13 protein-coding genes are annotated in these 22,222 nt (G+C 68.5%); 7 read left to right on the top strand and 6 right to left on the bottom strand.

Translation table 11 applies throughout. From position 1 onward, the window contains the following. The first annotated feature begins 12 nt into the window (after positions 1–12). The 3 genes from WT53_RS10800 (at position 13) to WT53_RS10790 (ending at position 2,875) form a co-directional block, all read left to right on the top strand. Complete coding sequence (locus WT53_RS10800) at positions 13–1,446, top strand: sensor histidine kinase (RefSeq protein WP_060259686.1); 1,434 nt, start codon at positions 13–15, stop codon at positions 1,444–1,446. Beyond that, on the top strand, positions 1,443–2,066 hold the full coding sequence (locus tag WT53_RS10795; protein ID WP_060259682.1) for a response regulator transcription factor: 624 nt from the start codon (positions 1,443–1,445) through the stop codon (positions 2,064–2,066). Before WT53_RS10800 ends, WT53_RS10795 begins: the two co-directional genes overlap by 4 nt. A 98-nt stretch (positions 2,067–2,164) precedes the next feature. Continuing rightward, complete coding sequence (locus WT53_RS10790; protein WP_034205658.1) at positions 2,165–2,875, top strand: outer membrane protein; 711 nt, start codon at positions 2,165–2,167, stop codon at positions 2,873–2,875. A gap of 415 nt (positions 2,876–3,290) precedes the next feature. On the opposite strand, the gene WT53_RS10785 is transcribed toward WT53_RS10790, so the two are convergent. From WT53_RS10785 to WT53_RS10770, 3 genes are all read right to left on the bottom strand, one after another. Further along, positions 3,291–4,592, bottom strand: a complete 1,302-nt coding sequence (locus tag WT53_RS10785) for an MFS transporter (RefSeq protein WP_060259749.1) — start codon at positions 4,590–4,592, stop codon at positions 3,291–3,293. 394 nt (positions 4,593–4,986) lie between these two features. Further along, positions 4,987–5,814 carry a hypothetical protein gene (locus WT53_RS10775; RefSeq protein WP_257127830.1) on the bottom strand — a complete coding sequence of 276 codons (828 nt, stop codon included), beginning with the start codon at positions 5,812–5,814 and terminating at the stop codon, positions 4,987–4,989. Positions 5,815–5,961: 147 nt separating this feature from the next. After that, on the bottom strand, positions 5,962–6,741 hold the full coding sequence (locus WT53_RS10770; RefSeq protein ID WP_059823673.1) for a carbonic anhydrase: 780 nt from the start codon (positions 6,739–6,741) through the stop codon (positions 5,962–5,964). 661 nt (positions 6,742–7,402) lie between these two features. Here WT53_RS10770 and WT53_RS10765 point away from each other — a divergent pair. The 4 genes from WT53_RS10765 to WT53_RS10750 all read left to right on the top strand — a co-directional run bounded on the left by WT53_RS10765 (position 7,403) and on the right by WT53_RS10750 (position 16,604). Beyond that, positions 7,403–8,182 carry a response regulator transcription factor gene (locus WT53_RS10765; protein WP_060259672.1) on the top strand — a complete coding sequence of 260 codons (780 nt, stop codon included), beginning with the start codon at positions 7,403–7,405 and terminating at the stop codon, positions 8,180–8,182. A 198-nt stretch (positions 8,183–8,380) separates the two neighbouring features. After that, on the top strand, positions 8,381–11,287 hold the full coding sequence (locus WT53_RS10760) for an ATP-binding protein (protein WP_257127829.1): 2,907 nt from the start codon (positions 8,381–8,383) through the stop codon (positions 11,285–11,287). Positions 11,288–12,180: 893 nt separating this feature from the next. Further along, entirely contained in the window at positions 12,181–15,663 is a 3,483-nt protein-coding gene (locus WT53_RS10755; protein ID WP_060259664.1) for a YadA family autotransporter adhesin, read from the top strand. A 254-nt stretch (positions 15,664–15,917) separates the two neighbouring features. Next, a complete protein-coding gene (locus WT53_RS10750) occupies positions 15,918–16,604 on the top strand; it encodes a response regulator (protein ID WP_060259746.1) in 687 nt (228 codons plus the stop codon). A 103-nt stretch (positions 16,605–16,707) separates the two neighbouring features. Here WT53_RS10750 and WT53_RS10745 read toward each other — a convergent pair whose 3' ends face one another. The 3 genes from WT53_RS10745 to WT53_RS10735 form a co-directional block, all read right to left on the bottom strand. Continuing rightward, positions 16,708–17,451 (bottom strand): response regulator transcription factor, encoded by a 744-nt coding sequence (locus WT53_RS10745; RefSeq protein ID WP_060259661.1) that lies wholly within the window; start codon positions 17,449–17,451, stop codon positions 16,708–16,710. Positions 17,452–17,767: 316 nt separating this feature from the next. After that, the gene (locus tag WT53_RS10740; protein ID WP_059831312.1) at positions 17,768–18,490 is read right to left on the bottom strand and encodes an OmpA family protein; all 723 of its coding nucleotides are present in this window, start codon (positions 18,488–18,490) and stop codon (positions 17,768–17,770) included. Positions 18,491–18,598: 108 nt separating this feature from the next. Next, positions 18,599–22,222 (bottom strand): YadA family autotransporter adhesin (locus WT53_RS10735; RefSeq protein ID WP_179949008.1); only part of this gene is annotated, 3,624 nt, incomplete at its 5' end.

The following is a 22,222-nucleotide window of genomic DNA, read 5'->3' as shown; positions in this document are numbered from 1 at the left end:
TCGCGCCGCATCATGAGAATTTCCACTCGCGTCGTGGCGCTGTCGGGCTGGCTTGCGTTGAGCCTCTCCGGTACCGCGCTCGTGCTGTCGCGCTCGGTGTCCGACGCGCACGACCGTTTTTTCCAGGACACCAGCATCGCGATCCGCGCGCTCGGCCAGAAAGCGGCCCAGCAAGAGGCGATCCTGGCCACGCTCGGCGCCACGCCGTTGCGCGCCGTGCCGCCGCACATGCTCGATGACCTGCGCGAACGCATGCCGCAACTCACCGGGCTCGCGCGCTGGCGGCCCGGCAGCGGCTGGCACTCGGCCAACGGCGCGGCGCCCGGTGTGCCGCCGCCGCTGAACACGACGGCTAAGCCCTATGCGCTCGAATTCGAGGCCGACGGTCGCTACTGGCTCGTCGCCGCGACAGGGTGGGCCGTGCGCATCGACCCGCGCACGATGCTCCAGCCCGGCGACTGGCCCGCGTCGCTGACGTCCGTCACGCTGCAATTGCAGGGGCGCCGGTTCGAGGTGCTGAACCGGCCGCCAGCCGCCCCGCCGCTCGGCTGGCCGATGATGCTCGACAAGCGCCTGCCGACCCAGCCCCAGGCGCTGACACTGCACGCGACGCGCACACTGACCGTCGACGATCTGCCGTGGCTGCCGATCGCGCTGTGGAACACCGTCGCGATCCTGCTCGTTGCCGGCGTGCTCGGCGCGTGGCGGCTGCGCGATGCGCAGCGCCGCGAACATGCGCGCGCGCGGCTCGACCGCTTCGGCCGCCTCGATACGCTCGGCGAAATGGCGGCCGGCATCGCGCACGAACTGAACCAGCCGCTGATGGCCATCGTCACGCACACGCGCGCCGCCGAGCGGTTGCTCGATCTCCCGGCCGAACGCAACAACGTCCGGCGTGCGCTGCAGACGAGCGTCGCGCAAGCCAAGCGCGCTGCGTCGATTCTCGACCGGCTGCGCGTCGCCGCGACGTCGGCGCACGGCGGCGAGCGCCGTGCGCTCGATCCGGACGCGATCGTGTCCGCGCTGCAGCTCCTGTACCGCGACGAACTGGCGCGTGCGCAGATATCGCTCGGCTGGCACAACGCGACACCCGGCGCGCAGCCGCTTGCCGATCCCGTCGCCGTGGAACAGATCCTGCACAACCTGATCCAGAACGCGCGCGACGCGCTGTCGGGTGCGCCGCACGGCACGATCCGCGTGAGCGGCGAGCGAACCGGACGGCACTACCGTTTCAGCGTGATCGACAACGGCCCCGGCATATCGCCCGATACGCTGCCGCGCCTCTTCGAGCCGTTCTTCACCACACGCGGCCACGGGCTCGGCCTCGGGCTGCCGCTCTGCGACACGCTCGCCCAGCGCCAGAACGGCGCACTGGAAATTCGCAACCGGCCGTCGGGCGGCGTCGAGGCCACCTTGTCGCTGCCGCTCGCGGAGGTCCGGCCATGACGACGCCCGCCCCGACCGTCGTCGCGATCGTCGACGACGACGAAGCCGTGCGCGACGGCCTCGCGCTGCTGCTGCGCACCGTCGGCCTATCGAGCCGCTGCTACGCGGACGCACACACGTTCCTCGACGACGCGCTCGACGCTGCGCTCGGCTGCGTGCTGCTCGACATCCGCATGCCGGGCATGAGCGGGCTCGACGCGCTCGACCGTCTGCGCGAGCAGCGCGACTTGCCGGTCATCGTCCTTACCGGGCATGGCAACGTCGACGCATGCCGCCGCGCGTTCAAGCGCGGCGCCGTCGACTTCCTGCGCAAGCCGACCGACGACGACGAACTGATCGACGTCGTGCAACAGACGCTCCGCCGTCATGCGGAGCGCCGCGCGCGCGCCGACGCCGAACGGCATCGCGCGCAGCGCATCGCCGCATTGAGCGGCCGCGAACGTCAGGTGCTCGAAGGCATCGTGCGCGGGCTGAGCAACAAGGAGATCGCGCGCGAGCTCGCGCTGTCGCCGCGCACCGTCGAAACCTATCGCGCGATCGCGCTCGACAAGCTGGGCGCGGCCTCGCTCGTCGAGCTGGTGCGCGACTACGCGGCGCTGCTCGGCGCGGCGCCTCCGTAACGCTACGGAGGCGCCATCCGTACGCGAGCGGGTACAGCGCGGCCGGCGCAATTCCTACGATGACGGTTTTCATCGATCGTCTACAAGGAAACGCTTTCATGTCCCGACTCTTCGTCATTCCGTCGTCGCTCGCGATGCTGTTCTCCGGTGCCGCCCTGGCCGACGCCGCGGAGCCGACGCCCCGCACGTCGACCAACGGCGACGCCGGCTACTACGCGACGGCCCGCGTCGTCGGCGCGTTCGACAACGCCGCCAACATGGAACTCACCAGCCCGCGCGTGACGAGCCGCATCGGCGGCCCGGACGGCCAGTCGCGCGTGACCGGCGCGGTCGGCCTCGGCTACCAGTTCGGCAACGGCTGGCGCGCGGAAGGCGAATACACGTTCAAGCGCAGCGGCAACTTCGTCAGCTACTGGGCGCCGTTCGACGCCAACGCGAACCAGTTCCAGGTGTCGTCGCAGCGGCTGATGCTGAACGGCTATCGCGATTTCGACCTGGGCCGCGGCTTCTCGGTCTACGGCACGGCCGGCGTCGGCGTGGCGATCGTGTCGGCGGACGGCTGGCAGACCAACGATACGCGCCAGTTCGCGTCGCGCACGCAAACCAATTTCGCTTATTCGGCCGGCGCGGGTATCAGCTATGCGATCAACAAGCGCTTCACGCTCGACGTCGGCTATCGCTTCGTCGACATGGGCAACGTCGAATCCGGCTACAACACGTTCGTGAACCGCGTGTCGGCGCGCGACGAGCAACTGAAGGCGTCGCTCCGTTCCAACGAAGTGTTCATCGGCCTGCGCGGCCGCTTCTGACCGGCCCGCGAGCACCGCGCGATCCTGTCGCTCCGGATTCCGAATCGAATGGCGGCAGCCAGCCGCTGCCGCATCGTTTCAGCCCAGTCCGATTGGCCGGCAGCCTGCCGGCTTGTATGCTTTCGATGCGCGGTACCGGAACGGTTCGTCGATGGCAGTCTGGACGCTGCATGTCGGGAGGAGCGAACCGCTCCGCCTGCCGCGCCCCGCCTGCCGGCGACGGCTTGAACGCGGGTGCTCGATGGTGGCCGGTGGGCGCGGCCACATGTAGTCCGACGCTATGTTCCGTACCTCTAGAGAAACGCTGCCTCATGCGAGCATCGAGCGCCCGCATCCAAGCCGTCTCCTCCCCCTTTCATGATCAATATCCGCACGTGCATCGTGCCTCGGCACGATGCACGACCAGCGCTCGCCACTACGCGGCGCGCTTTCCGAGCATGTGCTTGAGCAGCAGGCACGCACCGCCGCCGATCGCGCTCATGCACGCGACGTAGCCGAAATACAGCTGGTAACCGTGCATGCCCGGATACTCGGTGGTCAGCCAGCCGTTCAGCAGCGGCAGGAATACGTCCGGCGAATAGCCGAGCAGCGAGATCACGCCGATCGCGAGCCCCTTGATCGGCGCCGGCACGTCGCAGCGCTCGAGTACGCTCCAGTACAGGCCGCGCACCGCATAAGTCAGCAAACCGATGAAGATCACGACGCCGGCGAGCAGCACGACCTGGTTGAACGACGGAAACACGATCAGCGCGACGAACGCGAGCGCGGCAAGCAACAGCGCGGCGCACAGCACGTTCAGCGTGCCGACGCGATCGCCGACGAAACCGCCGCCGATGCCGCCGATCGGGCGCATCCACAGCTTCAGCGACGCGATGAAGCCGGCCGCGACGATCGACATGCCGACACCCTTCTGCTGCAGGTACGGAGAAATGCTGTACGTGGCCCACGACAGGTGATAGCCGCAGAACACGATGACGGCGAACACCCACAGCAAGCGATTGCGCGCGAGCGTCGCCAGATCCCGCAGCAGGTTGCCCCGCGCACGCCGGTCCGCCGGCGCGGCGGACGAGGTGCCCGCGTCCTTGACGGTCAGCAGCACGATACCGAGCGCGACGCAGACGATCGCGTAGCAGAACACGACCTGCTGGAACGCGCCGCCATGCGACGTGCCGCGTGCATCGACGAGCCAGGCGAACAGCGCGAGCGACGCGGTGGCGAGCAACGCCTCGATCAACCCGCGCCCGCCGTCGAGGAAGCCGAAGAAGCGGCCCTGCTCTCGAGGCAAGGCGATCGTGTTCACGCGCTTGATGACCGAGGCCCAGAACGTCAACCCGGTCGTCACGCCCCAGCCGCAGAAGATGACCATCAGCACCGGATACGACGGTGCGCTCGCGTAAGCGACGCCGAGTGCACCGGTCGCCACCAGCGAGAAACTGATCAGATAGCGCGGCGGCAGGCGATCGGCGAGCCAGCCGCTCGGCAGATAACAGATGAGGAACGTCGTGCCGAGTGCCGAATACAGATAGCCGAGCTGCGCGCGCGAGATCTGGAACAGATCCAGCATCGTGTCCTGGTAGAACTGGCGCAGATACAGCATCGGATAGATCGCGCCCGCCGCGCACACGAGAAGCGCGAGCTGGAAATAGCGGCTCGCCGCGGCCGAGGTGGCCGATTCGTCGGGTATTCCGATGTTCGATGTCGCGTCTCGATCCGACATGTGCTCCTCCATTCGAGTATTCGAAGTTTTATGACGATGTGCATGCGATACGCTCGCCGCGTCGCCGCAGGACATTCGCGGTCGTCCGCCGATACGGACAAAAAAGGCCGCTCCGGGAAGAGCGGCCGTCAAGGAGAGGTCTCCGCGTCGAGGAGACACCGACAGGCCACCACGCCCACCGGCATGCCCATTGTCGACGACGGTGCATCGGCCGAGAATCGGTTTGGTCCGATTCTGACGATGGTCTTCTAATTCATCTGGAATACGAATTTTTTATTCGCACGCTTCCTCACCGCCATGCATCGTGTGTGCAAGTGCCGGTCATATCGCTCCGTGATTGTCGCGACGCGCGGCTCGGTGCGGGACCTCCGATCGCGACGCCGCGATGCGCCCCTCAGCGATCCGTCAAGCGAGTCTGATTCGTCAGGCCGACGCGCAACGCGTCGGGATTCGACGGCGCGGGCGCAGCCGCCGCGCGCGACGACTCGCGCGTCGCGTCGAGCCAGCGCGAAAACTCTGCAGCCGTCATGCCGACCGCTTCGGCCGCGCTCGGCACCGGTTCGACCGACGCCTGTTGCTGGCGCGGCGCAGCGGGCTTCGTTGCCGTCGCGCGCGCCGGGATGCCGCCGAACGCAGCCGCGCGATCGGGCACCGCGACCGTTGCCTTCTTGCGTCGTGCAACGGCCGGCTTCGATGCGGGCGCCGACGTCGGCAATGCATCCGCCGCACGACCGTCAGGCTGCGTCGCGCCCGCGGATTGCACCGCGACTGCCGCCGCATCGTCCGCGGCGGGCGGCGGAACGTCCGGCGCCACGATCGCCGCAGCGGGAGTCGTGACGAGCGCCTCCGCCGGCTGAACGGCAATTGCCGCCTCGTAGACGGTATGCGGCGACGGCGCTGACTTGCCGACGTCGAACAGCCGGGTGGCCGCAAAGCCCACGGAACCGAACGCGAGGCCGGCGATCAGCGCCAGCAGCGTCGGCCGCCAACGGCGCGGCGCCTTCGGCTTCACCCACGGTCGGTTGTCCGAACCGAAATCCGTCGCGCGAACCGACGGGGCGCGTACCGCCTCGGGCGCCTCGCGCACCGCACGCAGATCGAACACGCCCGGCATCGGCCGCTTGCTCTTCACGAACGGCCTGCGACGCCGTCCATACGGCGGCGGCACGTCCGTGTAAGGACGCGCGAGCGGTAACGCGAAATGTCCGGTGATGTCCTGCATGCTCATGATGTCGACGACGAATCGTCCCGCGTGTGCCGCGCCGATCCGCTCTCCCGTAATGTCAATGAATGGTCCCGAGTATCGCCGCGCACACGGTCCGAGTAAATCGGACTGGGCCTATTCGAGCGGCTGCGGCACGCGGACCGCCTATCGCGCGTCGTAACGCAGCAACGGCCGCCCGTTCAGCGGCTGCACCACCCGCGCGTTGTGCGAATAGCGCATCCGGAACGCGGTGATGTCTTCCGCGGACAGCTCGACCGGCTCGTCCAGCACGTACCATTCGACGTTTTCGGTCAACGGCGGCGTCGTCAGCGACCCGAGGTAGTGATAGTAGATATTCATGTTGCCCGGCATCAGTGCGGCCGCGCGGAACGACGAGAGGCTCGCCGTATCGCCTGCCTTGAGCGCGTCCATCGCGGCCGCGAACTGCGCATTCTCCGCGCCGGTGCGATAAAGCACGGCAACGACCGCCAGACGCCCGTCCTGCGCGCGAAACACGAAATGTCCCTCGATCGGATAGTTGCGACCGTCGATCGTGTGCTCCGACGGCGAATGGAAGTGAATCTGCTGAAGCGTGAAATGGCGCCCGCGGATCGTGGCGCTGCCGACGGCCGGCACGATCTGGATCGTATGGCCGTTGTCGATCACCTTCGCGCGCGTGTCGGCGATATGCATGCCGATCGCGTTGTTCTCGTCGGCATAGCGGGTCGCCTGCCTGGCCGTGCTCGCGTCGATCGCCACCGGCGACTGCGCGTCGCCGGATTCCAGATGCCAGTCGCGCTGGTGGTCGTAATCGAATGCATGATCGGTCGGCGCAGCGCTCGCCGGCGCAGAGGCATCGGCCGCATGGGCGGGCAGCATCGGCGCCGTCACCGCACATAGCGTCGCGGTGACGAGCCGGGTAATCGCGGTTCGTGTCACGTTCATGTCGAGTTCCGGGGGTTCTTCGATCAAAAGCACGCGATGCGGCCGAATGCCTGCTCGCGGTTCCGTGGCGCACCGTTCCGATGCGGCGCAGCACGCATTGTCCGCACGATGCCGCTTCCGGTGGTCCGATACTGTGCGCGGTATCCGTCAGCCCAGTCCGATACATGCGGTCGCGAACGCGGCGTACAACGGCGTTCGCACAGGCGACGACGAGGGGGCCGAACGCATGCCGCCAGGAAAAACCGGTACGCCGCATTCGATGCGCACTTCGCACGCATCCTGCCCGCCATTTTCGGACCGGGCCGATTCACGCCACGCGCCAACGCCATCACAATCATTCCGCCGGCATGCCCGTTCCCCCGAATCCGGGCGTGCCGCGCATTCCAGAGATAGATAGTCGATATTCATCCCGCCTTCGCGGCGGGATCTTTTTCGCGCGAGATTCGCCTTTCACGCGCGCATCGAGTCCGTCCATGAGCACTCTTCCCTTCGCGCGGCGCGGGCGCATCGAAGCCGCACTCCTCTCGCCGGACGAGCGCCGCGACAGCGCCGCCCCCGTTTTCGGACGAGCCGCCGCGAGCCGGCGACGCATGCAGGCCCGTCGGCCCGCCGCGCCCGACTCGCGCGTGCGCGGCAGGCCGGCTTCCTGTACGCGCCGGACATGACCGCCGACTCGACGCTCTTGATCGGCATCCTGACGATCGACCATCCATCCCGGCATGCATTCGACGATCGGCTGCGACGGGCCGGCCACGGCTACGACCGCCTGCGGATCGACGACATCCTCCGGCGGGCCGGCTATCGTCCCGTTCGCTTCGAATACCTGCCCGACCTGCTGGCGGCCTGCGACCTGCGGCCGTTCGACCTGCTCGTCGTGCAATGCGAAGCGCCGTGCTACCGGGCCAGCGACGCGATCCGCACGCTGCGTGCGCGCTTCTCGGATTCGATGCCGATCCTCGCGACCAGCCAGACCGACGGCGCAACGGCGCAAGTGCTCGCGTTCGAAGCCGGTGCGAACGAGTACCTGCCGTACACGTCTCCCGCCGAAACGCTCGTGTCGAGCGTCGCGATGTGGCTGCGCTGGGCCCACTACCGGACGACCAGCCACCGGCGCTGGCGCATGGGCGACTTCGAGTTCGACACCGGCAGTCGCACGATCCGCGTCGCCGGCCGCGAGCACGTGCTGACCGAGAAACACTTCCAGATCGCGACGGCGCTGTTCATGAACCTGGGCCGGCCGCTGTCGCGCGCCCACCTGAGCCAACTCGTCTGGGGGTCGCTCGTCGCGGTGACCAGCCGCCGCCTGGACACGCACATCGTGAACCTGCGCGACCGCCTCAAACTGGACGGACGGCACGGCCTGCGGCTGCTCACCGTCTACGGATTCGGCTATCGACTCGTCGAATCCGGGCCCGAAGAGGACCACGCCGAACGGCGTTAGCGGCCCCGCGCCCCCTTTTTCACGCCTTCGTCGCGCGATCGGCAACCGGCGCGCCCCCGCGCGGCACGCCCGCACCGCGATCGGTCTCGCTTATCATGGCGAAACCTCATCCGCCCGCCCCGTGCCACGATGGATCCTCGCGCCGCCGCAGACCGCCGCCGTCCCGCTTCCCGCACGCCCGTCGGACGCCGCCAGCGCATGCTGCTGTATATGGGCGGCATCGGCGTGACGCTCGCGGCGCTCGTCGCGAGCGGATCGCTGCTGTATGCGATGGGCCGCGACTACGTGCAGGAGCGCTATACGCAGTTCGCGGTGCGCCAGTTCTTCGTCCGGTTCGAGTTCAACCTGCGCACGACCGGCATGGACACGCTGGTCACGCACGAAGAAGCGGTCTGGAGCACGCGCGCGACGGATCCGGTGCTGACCGCGCAGCTCGCCGACGGGCATGGCCGCCTCGTGCTGCAGGGCAGCCCGCGGTTTCCGCCCGTGCTCGCCCTCGCCGACCTGTCTCCCGGGCAGCCCGCCGCGTCGTACGGCCCCGATCTCGAGATGGCCAGCGACATGAGTTATCGGGTCGGCGCGTACGTCGCGACGCAGGAGGCCGACCGGGCGATCGCCGGCTACGCGTACGCCCCGAATCGCCATTTCGCGCTCGTCATCCCGCAGCCCGAGCCTGCCGACCCGCTGGCCACGACCGGCGCCGCCGACGTCGCCGCCTTGCTCGACAAGCTCGCGCCCGATCTCGAACTCGCGCCGGCCGGCCGCTACGTCTGGCATGCGCCCGCCTACGATCCGATCCAGCGGCGCGACGTGTTCCGGCTCGTCGGCACCGCGTACGAGGCCGGCCAGCCGCGCATGGTGTTCGTGTCGACACTCCCGACCGGCCTGCTGCGCGAACGGCTCGCAGGGCGGGACGACGGCGATGCCGCGATCATCGTCGACTCGGCCGGGCGCCCCGTGCTGCGCGTCGGCGCCGCGGAATACGGCGATGCGGCCGAGGCTGTCGTCGAGCGGCTGATCGCCGCCGCGCGCGCAGTGCGCGCCGACGGCCCGCAGCCCGCACATCGGGCGGGCGACTTCACGTTGAGCCAGCGTATCGGCGGCACCGACTGGACGCTCGTCCAGTCGTTCTCGATGCGCTCGGTACTGAGCGCGCTCGCGCGACGCATCGGCTGGTATGCGGTGCTGATGACGATCGCGCTCGGCTTCGCATGGGCGATGCTCGTGCTGTTCGACCGCAAGGTTCTGAAACCCGACGACGCGCGCACGCGGCGCATCGTCGAAAGCGAGAACCTGAACCGGACCATCGTCGAAGCTGCGCCTTCGGGCATCGCGTTGCTGTCGCTCGACGACGGCGCCGTGCTGATGCAGAACGACACGATGCGCGCGTACGACGCGCGCGCGGCAGGCGATACCTCGCTCGCCGCGCGCCTGTTCGCGCGCGTCGACCGATCGCCCGACGCGAACGCGTGGCAGCCCGATCTGCACGTGCCGCTGCCGACCACGCAGGGCGACACGGTCGACCTGCTCGCGACGCTCGTGCGCACGCGCTTTCGCGACGCGGACGTGCTGCTCTGCAACGTGTCCGACATCACGTCGCAGAAAGCCATCGAGCGCCACCTCGACGACGCGCGGCGCGCGGCCGACGCGGCGAACGATGCGAAGTCCGCGTTCCTCGCGACGATGAGCCACGAGATCCGCACGCCGCTGAACGCAATCCTCGGCAACCTCGAGCTGATCGGCCGCGAGCCGCTGAGCGACACGCAAAGCGAGCGCCTGCATACGGTCGAAGGCGCATCGTCGACGCTGCTCGACCTGATCAACGACATCCTCGATCTGTCGAAGATCGAAGCCGGCCAGATGACGATCGAGGCGATTCCATTCGATCTCGCGGAGACGATCCGCCAGACCGGCGCGATGTTCGAGCCGCTCGCGGCGGCCAAGGGCCTGCAGTTCGACATCGTCGTCGACGACGCGCTCGCGCCGCGCTACGTCGGCGACCCGACCCGCATCCGGCAGATCGCCGCGAACCTCGTGGGCAATGCGATCAAGTTCACGAGCCACGGCGAGGTCACGCTCGAAGTCTATCTGCGCGACGACACCGATCCCGCGTCGCCCGTCGCGATCGGCGTCAGCGACACGGGCATCGGGATGACCGATGCGCAGCGCGCGTCGCTGTTCAAGCCGTTCACGCAGGCCGATACGTCGATCTCGCGCCGCTTCGGCGGCACGGGGCTCGGGCTTGCGCTGACGAAGCGGCTCGCGACGCTGATGAACGGCACGATCGACGTCAAGAGCGAAGCCGGCCTCGGCAGCACCTTCGTCGTCACGTTGCCGCTGCGCGGGTCGACCCATGCAGATGCCGCGCCCAAAGACGAGGCCGACGATGCGGCGGCGCTGCCCGCGCTCGCCGCGCGCGTGCTCGTGGTCGACGATCATCCGGTGAACCGCACGCTGCAGCAGAGCCAGCTCGTCGCGCTCGGCTACGCGGCCGACGCGGCCGACGGCGGCGCGGCCGCGCTGCGCCGCTGCGCGGACACGCGCTACGACCTCGTACTGACCGATCTCAACATGCCGGGCATGGACGGCTATACGCTCGCGCGCGTGCTGCGCGCGCAGTATCCCGACCTGCCCGTGGTCGCGAGCACCGCGCATGCGAGCGCCGACGAGCGTGCGCGCTGTGCGGAAGCCGGCATCGTCGCGGTGCTCGTGAAGCCCGTGCTGCTGGATACGATCGACCGTACGGTGCGGCGTTTCGCGAACGTCGCCATCACGGGCCCGCGTGCGTCGGCGCTCGTCGAACTCGCGGAAGGCCCGTTGCCGCCGGACGTGCAGGTGCTGCTGACCGACAGCGTCGAGCGCTCGCTCGCGGCGATCCGCACGGCGCTCGCGCACGACGACCATCGTGCGTTGCGCGACGAGCTGCATGCGCTGCGCGGCGCATTCGCGACGATTCACGAACATGCGGTGGCGGACGCCGTGCGCGACATGCAGGATGCCGTGCGCGCCGGCAATACCGCGTCGCTCGCCGCGTTGTTCGCCGACACCGAGCGCCTGGCGCGCGAAGCGCTGCGACGGCGTGCGGCGCCCGCGCCGACGGCCTGACCGGCGCGCATCTTTCACGCTCTCCGTCGCTCACTCTTGCGGCCGGAATCGGACTGGGCTGATCGTCACACGCACTTTCTGCCGCTAGGATGGCAATGCGCCGTCGGTATGGCACCGAACCGCGCACGGTTTCCATGACTCACGGTACGCATGGCCGAGAAGGCAGTGACCATTCGCGCGCCAGCGCCTTGCCGCGTCGGCCCTCGCCACACATGGATTCCGATCACTTTCAGCCTGGTCCGATTGGACGACACGGACGGTGAAGGTAAGCTGTCCTGACATGATGCCGGCGACGGTCGTTGCGTTCCGGCCGGGAGCCGGCTGAGGCGCGGGCGTTTGGTGGTGGCCGGTGGGCGCGGCCACGACAGAGATGGGTGATGGTGTTGAAACTTACACGCTGCCAGATGCGAACACTGAACGCTCGCCCCTCAGTCCGTCGTTCCCGTTGCCGCGGAGGCGGCATGCTCGGCGTCGCGACCGCGTCACGCAACTGCGCATGCAGTGCATCCTCGAGCCGCAGCGGCGCGAATTTCCATCGGATCGCGGCCTTGCGACCTCCGTCCCCACGATGGTCTCCGGTATCGCTGCATGCGAGCCGCGTACGTGTTTCTTTCTTCCAGCAGACCCGCGATGCGTGCGCTTCGACGCCGTGTTACCTGCCGGCAGGCGCAACGGTTTGCGGCAAGGCCGCGTACCGGCTCGATCCCAATGCCTGCCCGTGCTCACGCCCGCCCCTCGAGCGCCGTTCAGGCACATGCCATGTAAAGCGGCCGCCCGCGTGTAGGACTGGCCCCACGGCGATCACGCAGCGATTCAGCCCCGGACGACAGATTCGGACGCGCCCGATCCCTACCATGCTTTCAGTTACCCAACACACTGAAAGGAGTAGGGACATGAACAAGACGTACCGCAATATCTGGAACGCCGCGACGGGCACGTGGACGGCTGTCGCCGAAACGGCGAAATCGCATTCGAAGGGCTCGGCGCGCGTCGCGCGCAGCGCCGTGGTCGCGCTCGCGCTGAGCGGCGCGGGTATCGGTGGCGCGTTCGCCGCCGATGCGTGCACGACGGCGGACGGCGAGAATGGTGCACTCGATCAAGCTGGCGTGTGCAAGGTCGGCAGCACGATGAGCTCGCGCTCCATTGGTACCAACGCGGCCCTCGATGATGCATACATCAAGGTGAACGGTGGTACGGCCGCCACGGCCACCGCAGGCGGGGCCATTGCAATCGGCAGCAATGCAACCGCCGACGCCAGTGGGGCCACATATCAAGCAGTTGCAGTCGGTGCGAATGCATCCGCGACAGGCAATAGCCTCGCGGTAGGGGCCAGCGCAAAGGCAGTAAGCCGTGCGGTCGCGATTGGCGGTAACGCCCATGCGGAAGTCAACGGCGCGACCTCGGTTGGTTACCTGGCCAGCGCATCGGAAGACAGTGCGACCGCCGTCGGTTACGGAGCCAAAGCACTCAACGTACAATCGCTTGCGCTCGGTGCAGGCTCGCGCGCGGACCGCGACAATAGCGTATCGGTCGGCAGCGCGACATTGCAACGCCAAATCACCTACATGGCCGCCGGCACGAAGTCCACTGACGCCGTGAACGTGTCGCAGCTCTCGCCTGTCGTGACCGCCCTCGGCGGTGGCGCCTCGATCGACGCAACGACCGGCGCCGTGACGGGCCCGACGTACACCCTCGCGAACGGCGGCACGCAGACCACCATCGGCGGTGCACTCGGCGCGCTCGACGGCAACATCACGACCATCAACAACAAGCTCGCCACGGCCGTGACCGACGATTACTTCAAGGTCGACCCTTCGTCGGGTGCCGCCGCCGCACAGGCAGCCGGCAGCGCACTCGCCGTCGGCGCGAATGCGCAAGGCACCGGCGTGGCCGCGACGGCCGTCGGCAACAACACGGTCGCGAACAGCCGGAACAGCTCAGCGTTCGGTTTCGGCGCGGAGGCGATCGGCGGCACCGGCACCACCACGGGTGCGGCCACCGCAGTCGGCGCGTATGCGTCGGCCGCCGGCTATCACTCGACCGCCCTCGGCGTAGGCTCGATCGCATCGGGTTCGGAGTCGGTTGCGCTCGGCGTCAACTCGCGTGCCGATCGCGACAACAGCGTTGCGGTCGGTAATGCCACGCAGCAACGCCAGATCGTCAACATGGCCGCCGGCACGCAAGCCACCGACGCCGTGAACGTGTCGCAGCTCGAACCCGTCGTGACCGCACTCGGCGGCGGCGCGTCGATCGATCCGACGACGGGCGCCGTGACGGGCCCGACGTACACGCTCGCAAACGGCGGCACGCAGCACACCGTCGGCGACGCGCTCGGCGCACTCGACGGCGAACTGACGACGGCCAAGGGCGACATCACGAAGAACGCGACCGACATCACGAACATCAACAACCAGCTCGGCGATCTGACGAGCGGCACGATCGGCATCGTGCAGCAGGCGAGCGCGGGCGCGGACATCACGGTCGGCGCAAACAACGACGGCGCGGCCGTGAACTTCACGGGCACCGCGGGCGACCGCAAGCTGACCGGCGTGGCGGCAGGCGAAGTGTCGGCAACGAGCAACGAAGCCGTCAACGGCTCGCAGCTGCACGGCGTGGCGGACAGCGTCGCATCGGCGATCGGCGGCGGCTCGACGGTGAACCCGGATGGCTCGATCACGGCACCGAGCTTCACCGTCGGCGACGGCAACGGCGGCACGACCATCGTTCACAACGTCGGCGACGTCGTGACCAACCTCGACGGCCGCGTCACGACGAACGAAGGCGACATCGCGAAGCTCGCCGACCAGATCGGCAGCGGCACCGTCGGCCTCGTCCAGCAGGATGCGACCACGCGCAACATCACGGTCGCGAAGGACACCGACGGCACGGTCGTGGACTTCACCGGCACCACGGGCGAGCGCAAGCTGGCCGGCGTGGCGGCGGGCGAAGTCTCGGCGACGAGCAACGAAGCCGTCAACGGCTCGCAGCTGCACGGCGTGGCGGACAGCGTCGCGTCGGCGATCGGCGGCGGCTCGACGGTGAACCCGGACGGTTCGATCACCGCGCCGAGCTTCACCGTCGGCGACGGCAACGGCGGCACGACCGTCGTTCACAACATCGGCGACGTCGTGACGAACATCGACGGCCGCGTGACGAACAACGAAGGTGCGATCACGACGATCAACAACCAGCTCGCGGCAGGCGAAATCGGCCTCGTCCGGCAGGATGCGACGACGGGCGCGATCACGGTCGGCGCGAACACGGGCGGCACGTCGGTGAACTTCGCCGGCACGGCGGGCCCGCGCACGCTGAGCGGCGTCGGCAACGGCGTGAACGACGACGACGCGGTCACGATCGCGCAGCTGAAGGCGACCGGCCTGATCGACTACACGGGCAAGGAGCTCGGCGCCGTGGTGTACGACGGCATCGATCTCGCCAGCGTGACGTTCGGCGGCGTGGGCGGTACGGCGTTGCACAACGTGGCGCCCGGCTTGATCGCGTCGGGCAGCATGGACGCGGTGAACGGCGGCCAGCTGTATGCGATGCAGCAGGACTTCGCGCTGCAGTACGGCCAACTGAGCGGCCAGATCGGCGACCTGTCGAACCGCGTCGGCGACCTTGAAACGGGTGGCGGCTCGGGCGGTGGGTCGGGTGGCGGCATGGGCCCGGGCACGGGCACCGGCGGCGACGGCTCGCTCGTGGTCGGCGACGGCTCGAACGCGTCCGGCGAGAACAGTTCGGCCATCGGCCAGGGCTCGGTCGCCACGGGCGACAACGGTACGGCCGTCGGCCAGGGCTCGGTTGCGTCGGGCAACAACGGCACGGCCATCGGCCAGGGTTCGAGCGCGGGCGAAAACGGCACGGCCATCGGTCAGGGTTCGAGCGCGGGTGAAAACGGCACGGCCATCGGCCAAGGTTCGAGCGCGAACGGCAACGGTTCGGTCGCGATCGGCGCGGGCTCGAAGGCGGACGAAGCGATGACCGTTTCGTTCGGCGACGGCACCGACGAAGGCAACCGCCGGCTCGTCAACATCGCGGACGGCGTCAATCAGACGGACGCGGCGACGAAGGGCCAGCTCGACCGCGCGATGGAATCGGTGGACCAGCGCTTCGGCGAAACCAACCGCATGATCAACGACGTCGCGAAGAACGCGTACGCCGGTGTGGCCGCGGCCATGGCGATGCCGAACCTGACGCCGTCGCAGCCGGGCAAGACCGTCGTCGCAGTCGGCGCCGCGAACTACAAGAGCGGCTCGGCGGTCGCGGCGGGCGCGACCTACCGGACGCGCGACGGCAAGTGGCTGATGAACGGCGCGCTGTCCGTCACGTCGACGGGCGATGCAGGCGTGCGCGCCCAGGTCGGCTACGAGTTCTGACCGACCGGCTCCGCGGGTCGACCGATTCGATTCGCGGAGCAACGGAGCGGCAAGCGGGGGGAGCGATCCCTCCGCCTTTTCGCCCGACGGCCGATGGCGGTTCCTTGCGAGCCGCCATCGGCCGTCGGCGCGAGGGCGTCATTGCGCGGCCGCAGGGCCGGCTGCGATCGCGCCCTCGCGCCGGCGCTCGGCAGGCATTTGTGCAGAACGACGAAACGCGCCCCGCATGGTGCGGCGCGACCATCGAGACCAACATGATGAAGAGCTTCCCCATACGCGTGATCATTGCCGACGACCATCCGGCCGTCGTCATCGGCTCCCAGTACGAACTGTCGACGTCGAGCACCGTGTCGGTCGTCACGACCGCGCACGACTCGACGGCGCTGATGGAAGCGCTCGCCGCCCATCCGTGCGACGTGCTCGTATCGGACTACGCGATGCCCGGCAACGAATACGGCGACGGAATCACGCTGTTCAGCGCGATCCTGAAGCGCTACCCGAACCTGAAGATCGTCGTGATGACGATGCTGGAGAACGCGGTCGCGCTGCGCGCGCTCATCGATCTCGGGATCCATTGCCTCGTCAGCAAGTCGGACATGACCAATCATCTGACGATGGCGATTCACGCGGCTTATACGAACGGCCGGTATCTGTCGCCGTCGATGGATCGCGCGCTGCGCCAGCTCGGCGCAGGCGGCGGCAAGACGCCCACGCTGTCGGTGCGCGAGGCGGAAGTCGTGCGGCTGTTTGCATCGGGGCTGTCGGTGAACGAGATCGCGGACAAGCTGAACCGCAGCAAGAAAACGATCAGCACGCAGAAAAGCTCGGCGATGCAGAAGCTCGGCCTCGAGCGCGACGTCGACGTGGTCCGCTATGCGATCGCCTGCGGCCTGGTGGCCGATCCGGGCAGCGCGGCGACGCCGGTCGACACGACGTCCTGACGGCGCTGCATCCTTCACCGCCCTCCCGCTGCCGCTCCCCCGGCCACTGCGCCGACAGCGGCGGCGGCAGGTCGCGCGGCCGCATGCCGGCACCGGCGGGCGCTCACGCGCCCGCGCCCGGATTCCCGCCGGTGGCTTCTCCGTCCGCCTGTTCCCCGCCTTCCCCGCCTTTCCCTTCGCTACCCGACGCGGCCACGATGCCGTTCTCGATCGCGTAGCGCAGCAGGTCCATGTCCTTGTCGATCCCGAGCTTCTGCATCGCGCGCGACTTCTGCGTGCTGATCGTCTTCTTGCTGCGGCTGAGCTTGTCCGCGATCTCGTTGATCGTCATCCCCGACGCATACAGCCGCACGACCTCGATCTCGCGCGTGCTCAGCGCGGGCGCCTGATCGACGAAGCGCGCGCTCGAATGTGCGGACAGCGTGCGCACGACCTTTTCGACCGACGGCGAATAGTAGGTGCCGCCCGTCGCGGCTGCGTGAATCGCGGGAATCAGGTGATCGACCGTATCGGATTTGCTGACGATGCAGCCGATGCCGAGCCGCACCAGCGCGCCGACGACGGCCGCGTTGTCGAGCATCGTCAGCACGACCAGCTTGACGTCCGGATAGCGGCGCTGAAGGTAGGAAAAGAGCGTCGTGCCGTCGCCGTGCTCGTTCGCGGGCATCGCGTAATCGGACACGAGCACGTCGCACGCGCCATCGTCGAGCAGGCGGATCAGCTCGGTCGAATTGCCTGCCTTGCCCGCGAGACGGATCGTCGGCACCGACGACAGGCCGTGCTCGACGCCGACGAGCATTGCCGGGTGGTCGTCGGCCAGTACCACGCGTATCTGATAGCTTCCCATAGTCGTTCCGGGGATCACCGCTGTCGAGGCGGCGAACGGCCGCCCGGTTGCCGGCGCCGGCGCGACTGCGCGTGGCCGGATCCTGATTCGGCGCTATCTTCGCACGAAACCGGGGCGTGATCCACGGATCGCGGGCGGCCCACCGCCGCCCGCCGTGTCCCCCAAAAGAAACAGGCCGCCGGCTCTCGTGGAGCGGGCGGCCTGAAGCCTGCCGGAGGAAGCCTGCACGCGACGGTCCGGTCGCGTGCCGCTCGTGCGCCGGTTCGTGGCCGGCGCCGGCATGACGGGCGCCGGATAGCCGGCGCCCCGCGATGCGTTACTGCACGTCGAGGCGAATCTCGACGCGACGGTTCTGCGCGCGGCCTTCTTCGGTCGCGTTCGACGCGACCGGGTCCGACGCGCCGAGACCTTCGGCCACGAACGAGCGTGCCTGCAGCCCGTTCGCGCGCAGGTAGTTCACCACGGTGCGCGCACGCGCTTCCGACAGCGTGCGGTTGTGCGCCGCGCTACCCGTCGAATCGGTGAAACCGGTCACGGCGACGCGCGCGAACGTCACGCCGCGATTGACCGCGAGGAAGCGGTCGAGATCGCTGCGGGCCCGCGACGTCAGCACCGCGCTGTCGGTCGCGAAGTTCGCGTCGCCCTGCAGCAGCACCTGGCGCTGCTGCACCGGCTGCGGCGCGGGTTGCGGTTGCGGTTGCGGCTGAGCCTGCGGCGCGGGCTGCGCGACCGGTTGCGGCTTGCCGCACATGAACGTGATCTCGCGCGGATCCTTCATCGGCGCGCGGCTGTATACGCGGTCGATCATCTCGAGCGGCGTGAAGCCCTTGCCCTGGCAGAATTCTTCCGCCGCGCGGGCGCACGAATTGGCGCTGCCGAGCAGCCCGTCGCAGCTCACGCGGAACGCGCGGTCCGGCTGGCCCGGCACCGATACGGCGCGGATGTCGTAAGTCAGTCCCGATTGGGTCGTACAGGCGCCGAGCGCCATCGCGATCGCGCCGACCGACGCGGCGCGCAACAACAGAGTTTTCATGGTCATGATGAAACGTCCGCCCGAAGGCGGACGCCCGATTTGAATTGGAATGAACGGAATGCGTGACGCGGTAGCGCACGGGCGAAGCGGCGCGAGCCGCCCCGCCTCATGCGATTACCACTGGTACGACGCACCCACGCCGACGGTATTGCCGCCGCTCGACAGACCCACGCCGGCCTTCATCTTCAGGTTCTGCGTGATGCGGGCTTCGCCGCCGAACGCCACTGCCTGATAGCCCTTGTAGGTCGCGCCGCCGACGCCGAACGACAACGTCTTGCCCGGATCCACGCCCGGAATCATCGTCAGCGCCGTGGCTGCCGCGATACCCGAGTACGCGTTCCTCGACACGTCGTTGATCTGCCCTTGCAGACCGCCGACCGCGCGGTCGAGCTGGCCCTTCGTCGTCGCGTCGTTCGCGTTGATACCGTCCGCGATGTTGACGATCCGGCGGTTGCCGTCGTCGGTGCCGTTGCCGAACGAGACCGTGTTGGCTTCGTTCGCCACCGAGCCCTGGCCGATCGCGACCGACTGGTTGCCCGACGCGTTCGCGCCGGAGCCGATCGCGGTCGCGCCTTCGCCGGTGCTCGACGCACCCGAGCCGATCGCCGTGCCGTTGTCCTTCGACACGTTCGAACCCGAACCGATCACGGTGCCGTTGTTCGCGCCCGAACCGATCGTCGAACCCGAACCGGCCGCCGTGTTGCCCGTGCCGGTGCCGGCATTGGCCGCGGCCGAGCTTGCGTCGCCGGTGCCGGCGAAGTACGGGTTGTCGCCCGAACCGCCACCGCCGCCACCACCGCCGCCGTTGCCCGGATTCTGCTCGAGGGCGCCGACACGATCGTCGAGACCGCTGAACTGGTCGCGCAGGTCGCTCAACTGGCCGTAGTTCACCGCGTCGTACTTGTTCACGCCGTCGGCAACGTTGGTCAGCACCACCGGCGCCGCGCCCGTCCCGCCCAGCGTCACCGAACCGTAGTTCGGCGTGCCGTCCGCGTTCAGGTCGTAACGCACCGCGAGCGAATCGGTCGCGCCGTACGCGGCCGCTGCCTGCACTGCCTCGGCAACGGTCTTGTACTTATTGCCGTTCACCTCGATCGCGGTGTTCGCGAGCGTGCCGTCCGGATCGACCGTGGTACCGCCGCCGATCACGTCAGCGACGCTCTGCGCCGTGCCGTACAGCTGCGAACCGTTGATCGCGTCCTTGCTCGTCGCGTTCACCGCGCCCGCGGCCACGCCGGTCAGCACGCGGTCGCCCGCCGTGCCCGCGAAGTCCACGACCGTGCCGTCCGTGTCCTTCGCGACCGTGATGTCGCGCGACGTCTCGTCCTGCTGGACCAGGCCGATCGAGCCGTCCGCCAGACTGTTCGAGATGTTCGTGATCGCGTCGCCGACGTTGTTGAACGTCTGGTTGTTGACCACGTACGTCGGGCTCGTCACCTTGCCGTCCGGATCGACGGTCGAACCGCCGCCGAGCGAGTCGGCCACACTTTGCGCCACGCCGTGCAACTGCGCACCGTTCACCGCGTCCGTGCTGGTGGCGTTCACCGCGCCGGCCTTCACGTTCGTGATGGTCGTGCCGTTCGCGCCGGCGAGCGTGATGCGGTCGAAGTTGGCAGAACCGTCCGCGTGCTTGTCGTACGTCACGGCGAGCGACGCCAGACCCGTACCCGGGTTGGTCGGATCGACCGGCGCGACAAGACCTGCGTCCTGCAACTGGCCGAGGTTCACCGCGTCGTTACGCGCCACACCGTCCGCGACGTTCGACACGCGCACCGGACCGTTTCCGTTACCCAGCGTCACCGAACCGTAGTTCGGCGTACCGTCTGCGTTACGGTCGTACGTCACCGCGGCGATCGACTGCCCCGTCACCGGATCCACCAGCCCCGAGTCGGCCAGCTGGTTCTTGATGACCGTGATGTTCGTCGTGTTGTCCACGACTCGGCCATCGAGGTTCGCCAGCGCGTCGCCCACGTTGTGGTAGTCCTGCTTCTGCGAGGCGTCCGCCGGATCGGCCAGCGAGTACGTCGGGCTCGTCACGGTGCCGTCCGCGCCGACGGTCGAGCCGCCGCCCAGCGAATCGGCCACGCTCTGTGCCGTGCCGTGCAGTTGCGAACCGTTGATCGCGTCCGTGCTCGTCGCGCTCACCGCGCCCGCCGCCACGTTCGTGATCTTCGTGCCGTTCGCGCCACCCTTCAGCGCGATCTGGTCGAAGTTCGCCGAACCGTCGGCGTTCTTGTCGTACGTCACCGCCAGCGAAGCCAGGCCGGAACCCGGGTTCGTCGGATCGATCGGTGCGACCAGGCCCGCGTCCTTCAACTGCGCCACGTTCACTGCGTCCGTGTCGTCCGTACCGGCCGCCACGTTCTTCACCTGAACCGGCGTCGTTGCGCCCGCGCCGCCCAGCGTCACGGTGTCCTTCGCTGCGCTGTCATACGTCACCGCCAGCGATTGACCCGTGACCGGATCGATCAGGCCGCTGTTGTTCAGCGAGTCTTCCAGCGAACCGACACGCGTGTTCGTCGCGTACAGCTGCGAACCGTTCACCGCGTCCGTGCTCGTCGCCGACAGGTTGCCTTCAGCCACGTTGTGGATCGCCACCGGCGTACCGGCGTTGCCCAGCGTGATACCGGCCTTCGTCGCGTCGTCGTACGTCACCGCCAGCGACGTCAGGTTGCCCTGACCGTCTTCACCGACCAGACCCGTGTCCTTCAACTGCGCCACGTTCACCGCATCCGTGTCGTCCGTACCGGCCGCCACGTTCTTCAGTTGAACCGGCGTCGTTGCGCCCGCGCCGCCCAGCGTCACCGTGTCCTTCGCCGCGCTGTCGTACACGACCGCCAGCGATTGACCCGTCGTCGGGTCGATCACGCCGCCGTTCTTCAGCGAGTCGCTCAGGTCGCCGATGCTCTGGTTCGTCGCGAACAGCTGCGAACCGTTGACCGCATCCGTGCTCGTCGCCGACAGGTCGCCCGCCGCCACGTTGTGGATCGCCACCGGCGTACCGGCGTTGCCCAGCGTGATACCAGCCTTCGTCGCGTCGTCGTACGTCACCGCCAGCGACGTCAGGTTGCCCTGACCGTCTTCGCCGACCAGACCCGTGTCCTTCAGCTGGCCCACGTTCACTGCGTCCGTGTCGACCACACCGGCCGCCACGTTCGACAGCACCACCGGCGTGCCGGCGTTGCCCAGCGTCACACGATCCTTCGCCGCGCTGTCGTACACGACTGCCAGCGATTGACCCGTGACCGGATCGATCAGGCCGCTGTTGTTCAGCGAGTCTTCCAGCGAGCCGACACGCGTGTTCGTCGCGTACAGCTGCGAACCGTTGACCGCGTCCGTGCTCGTCGCCGACAGATCACCCGCCGCCACGTTCGTGATCTTCGTGCCGTTCGCGCCACCCTTCAGCGCGATCTGGTCGAAGTTCGCCGAACCGTCGGCGTTCTTGTCGTACGTCACCGCCAGCGAAGCCAGGCCGGAACCCGGGTTCGTCGGATCGATCGGCGCAACCAGGCCCGCGTCCTTCAACTGCGCCACGTTCACGGCGTCCGTGTCGTCCGTACCGGCCGCCACGTTCTTCACCTGAACCGGCGTCGTTGCGCCCGCGCCGCCCAGCGTCACCGTGTCCTTCGCCGCGCTGTCGTACACGACCGCCAGCGATTGACCCGTCGTCGGGTCGATCACGCCGCCGTTCTTCAGCGAGTCGCTCAGGTCGCCGATGCTCTGGTTCGTCGCGAACAG

The organism is Burkholderia sp. MSMB2157WGS, from assembly GCF_001532755.1.
GTDB lineage: Bacteria > Pseudomonadota > Gammaproteobacteria > Burkholderiales > Burkholderiaceae > Burkholderia.
This window is presented reverse-complemented; position numbering and strand designations above follow the sequence as displayed.